Source organism: Streptomyces sp. PU-14G (assembly GCF_041028275.1).
Taxonomy (GTDB): Bacteria; Actinomycetota; Actinomycetes; order Streptomycetales; family Streptomycetaceae; genus Streptomyces.
Map to the genome: position 1 here is coordinate 1 of NZ_JASKYT010000501.1, position 3,833 is coordinate 3,833.

General features: G+C 72.9%; 4 protein-coding genes and 1 pseudogene. 3 read left to right on the forward strand and 2 right to left on the reverse strand.

Going from position 1 to position 3,833, the window contains the following annotated elements:
• Positions 1 to 31: 31 nt before the first annotated feature.
• Positions 32 to 262, reverse strand: coding sequence for a CDGSH iron-sulfur domain-containing protein (locus AB8Z75_RS32325; protein WP_369208292.1), 231 nt, complete (start codon positions 260 to 262; stop codon positions 32 to 34).
• A gap of 10 nt (positions 263 to 272) precedes the next feature.
• Entirely contained in the window at positions 273 to 974 is a 702-nt protein-coding gene (locus AB8Z75_RS32330; RefSeq protein ID WP_369208286.1) for a HemK2/MTQ2 family protein methyltransferase, read from the reverse strand.
• Between the two features lie 262 nt (positions 975 to 1,236).
• On the opposite strand from AB8Z75_RS32330, the gene AB8Z75_RS32335 reads away from it, so the two are divergent.
• The 3 genes and pseudogenes from AB8Z75_RS32335 to AB8Z75_RS32345 all read left to right on the forward strand — a co-directional run.
• On the forward strand, positions 1,237 to 2,847 hold the full coding sequence (locus tag AB8Z75_RS32335) for a hypothetical protein (RefSeq protein WP_369208288.1): 1,611 nt from the start codon (positions 1,237 to 1,239) through the stop codon (positions 2,845 to 2,847).
• The gene (locus AB8Z75_RS32340) at positions 2,819 to 3,421 is read left to right on the forward strand and encodes a hemerythrin domain-containing protein (RefSeq protein ID WP_369208290.1); all 603 of its coding nucleotides are present in this window, start codon (positions 2,819 to 2,821) and stop codon (positions 3,419 to 3,421) included. The genes AB8Z75_RS32335 and AB8Z75_RS32340 overlap by 29 nt, the downstream gene beginning before the upstream one ends.
• Positions 3,418 to 3,833, forward strand: a pseudogene (locus AB8Z75_RS32345) (hydrogenase expression protein HypE); the annotation flags it as partial. The gene AB8Z75_RS32340 and the pseudogene AB8Z75_RS32345, both read left to right, overlap by 4 nt.

The window sequence follows — 3,833 nt, forward strand, 5'->3', positions numbered from 1 at the left end:
CGCGGGGGCGGTGTGCGCGGGGGAGACGCCCTCAGCGGCTGTCGCCCCGCCGCCCCTCTCCCGGACGCGGGGCGTCGTCACTGGCGGGGCGGGAGCGGCGGCGGTGGCTGGTGTCGCACCAGGGGTAGGTCCGGCTGCGGCGGCAGGTGCACAGCGCCACCATGAAGCGGTCGGACGTGACCGTTCGCCCGTCGTCGAGGCGCACCTCGACGGGGCCCTCGACCAGCACGGGGCCGCCCTGTTCGAGGGTCACGCGGCGCAGGGGCCGCGCCTCACAGCTGCCGGGAGGCGGACCGCTCCTCCGGTTCGGGGCGTTCTCGTGCGGGGACGAGCTCGGCACGGATGACCACCAGTTCCTCGTGTCGCTGTCCGGGAGAGATCAGTCCCTGTCGCTCCAGCCACTGCGCTCGGGCGCGCAGCACCGGGCCGAAGGGTTGGATGCGGCGTGCGGTCACCGTGGCCTCGAGGCCGAAGCCGCGCAGCATCTCCAGCGTCCGGTCAGGTCCGCACAGCTGCGAGTGGACCAGCAGCAGGACGCCGTCGTCCGCGAGCAGCCGCGGTGCCGCCTCGCACAGGCGGTCCACGAACCTGCGGCCGTCGCGTCCCGCGTTCCAGGCGCGCGCACGTCGTCCGGAGCCCTGGCCGGGCCCCGCGTACGGCACGTAGGGCGGGTTCGCCGTCACGATGTCGAAGCGCCCGGTGGCGCGCTCCAGGAAGTCACCGCGGTGCGCGCGGACGGGCAGGCCCCTCAGCCGGGCGTTCCAGGAAGCGGCCAGGGCGGCTCGCGCGGAGATGTCCACGGCGTGCACCTCGCGGGCGCCCAGACGCGCGCCCGCGAGCGCGACCACGCCCGTGCCTGTGCACACGTCCAACATCCGCGCGCCCCGAGGGGCGGTCGCCCCGGCAATGGTTTCGAGCAACAGTTCGGAATCGCCTTGCGGGGCATACACCCCAGGCGGTCTCAGGAGCCACACGCCTCACGAAGTACCAGGAAGACCCCTCTTCAAACGTCCAGGGGCGACCCCGCACGCGCCCAAAGGCGACCCGCACGCGTCCGAAGGCGACCCGCACGCGTCCGAAGGCGACCCGCACACGTCCGAAGGCGACCCGCACGCGTCCAGAGGCGACTGCGCGCCACACCCGCGCCAGGAGAGCGCGCAAATCTGAAAAAACGGTGCAAATATGGACGCCGGTGTGCGGCTCCGCGCACCGATGCGGCGACCGGGAGGCACGGCAGTGGACGGTCCGGTTCGGGCGGAGCCCGGCACACGGTCGACGGGGGCGGCGTTCGCACAGGTCCGCGCGGTCGCGGACGCCATCTGTTACGAGGGCTACCTCCTCTACCCGTACCGCCGCTCCTCACCAAAGAACCGGGTGCGCTGGCAGTTCGGTGTCCTCGCACCCCGCGCCTGGGTGGAGGCCGACGGGCCCGTTCTGCCGAGCGTCGCCGGAGCCGCCGAGTCCTGGCGGCAGCACACCGCGTGCCTGCTGGAGGCCGCCCCCGGCGCCCTGCTCCGCATCCGGGTGCGGTACCTCCAGGTACAGGGCAAACGTGTCGAGCGCCGCGTCCGGACGCAGGACGGGGGCGGCGACGGCGCCTGGGAGCCCGTCGAGTCCGCCGACCTCGGCGGCGAACTCCACCTGTCCTTCGACGAGGCGGTGGAGCACGAGACGGACATCGAGGTGGAGCTGGCCGACCTGCTCGCGGGAGAGCAGACGTTCCCCGTCGGCGTGCCCGGCGGCGAGGAGACCACCGGCCTGGCAGGCGCGGACGGCGAAGCCCTCCGCATCTTCCGGTACCGCCGCCCGCTCGCGGCACGCACGACGCTGTCGGTGCGACCGCTGGCCGACCGCCCCGGGGCGTACCGCCTGAGCGTCCGTACGGAGAACACCGACGACACCGTCTTGGCCCGCACGCCCCGCGACGAGGCGCTGCGGCACGCCCTGATCGCGACCCACACCCTGCTGGGCGGACAGGGCGTGGAGTTCGTCTCCCTCACCGACCCGCCCGCCTGGGCGGCGGCTCACACGCGTACCTGCCGCAACCTGCACACCTTCCCCGTGCTGGCGGGGGAGGAGGGCACGCGGCGGATGATGCTCTCCTCGCCGATCCTCCTGCCCGACCACCCGCAGATCGCGCCGGAAAGCCCGGGGGACCTGCACGACGCCGCCGAGATCGACGAGATCCTCTCCCTGCGCACCTTCCTGCTGACCGACGAGGAGAAGCGGGAGGCCCGGGCCACCGACCCGCGCGCGGCGGCCATCCTCGACCAGGTCGAGACCATGCCGCGGGAGGTCTTCGCGCGTCTGCACGGCGCGATCCGCTCGCTGGAGCCCGCCGGGAACGCCGCCGTGCCGACGTCGCCGGGGCCCGACCGTGAGGCGGCCCCCGGGCCGGGGCGGCCATCGACGGCCGTCGAGCCCCCGCCTCCCGGCAGCGGCCAGGTGCCCGCCCGCGCGGCCACGCCCTGGTGGCAGGAAGGCGGCGACGAGGGGATCTCACCGTCGACGGACAGCGTGCTGGTCGAGGGCGTACCGGTGCGGCGCGGCCACCGGGTGGTGCTGCGTCCGCGGGCCCGGGGCGCCGACGCGCACGACATCTTCCTCGCCGGCCGTACGGCGCGGATCGCGGGCGTCTTCCACGACGTGGACGGCAGCGTGCACCTGGCCGTCACCCTCGACGACGACCCCGCGGCCGAGGTGAACGCCTGGTACGGCCGCTACTTCTACTTCCGCACCGACGAAGTCCATCCGCTGGACGGCGACGGGCATGGGCGCCCCGAGGACGCCGTCCCCCACCGTGACGAAGCGAGGCCCGATGGACGCCATCGAACTGTTGAAGCATGACCATCGGATGGTCGAGCAGCTGTTCCGCGACTACCACGCGGCTGCCTCGGCCCGCCAACGCCGCGCCGTGGTCGAGACACTCGTCCGCGAGCTGTCCAAGCACGCCGCGCTCGAGGAGCTGATGGTCTACCCGCTGGCCAAGAAGGTGCTGGCGGACGGGCAGCAGGAGATCGAGGAGCATCTGGCCGAGCACATGGGTGTCAAGAAGACGCTCCTCGCGCTGGACAAGCTCCCCTCCGCCGGAGACGCCGGCACCTATCCGGACGGGTTCGAGGGCGGCGAGGGCGACGAGCAGGTCATGGAGCGGACCACCGCGCTGATGACCGAGCTCCAGGAGGAGATCGAGGAGCACGTGGCCGAGGAAGAGGGCCGGATGTTGCCCAAGCTGCGTGCGGCCGTCGACCAGCAGGCCCTCGACGAGCTGGGCCGTGAGCTGGCGAAGGCCAAGCAGACCGCCCCCACCCGGCCGCATCCAGGCGCCCCCGACCAGCCACCGGGGCTGGCGATGGCGGCTCCGGTCGCGGCCGTCTACGACCGACTGCGTGACCGGCTGCAAGGGAGGCCGAGGACATGACGATCGAGAGCGGCACCGCCCGCGTGAGTGAGCACCCGACCAGGGCCGACCAGCGGCAGGGCATCGAGGAGATCGACATTCTGTGGATCTCCGAGGGGATGAGCTGCGACGGGGACACCGTCTCGATGACGGCCTCGGGGCAGCCCGCCATCGAAGACGTCGTGCTGGGCCTCGTCCCCGGCCTGCCGAAGGTGAATCTGCACAACAAGGTGCTCTCGCCCACCACCGGCGGCGAGGACTTCCTCGCTCCGTTCCGTGCGGCGGCCAAGGGCGAGCTGCCGAACCCGTTCATCCTCGTCATCGAGGGCTCGATCCCCAACCAGAACATCATCGAGGGCGACGGCTACTGGACCTCCTTCGGCAACGACGAGGAGACCGKCGAGCCACCAGTTCAGGGTGAGGGGCTCGCCGG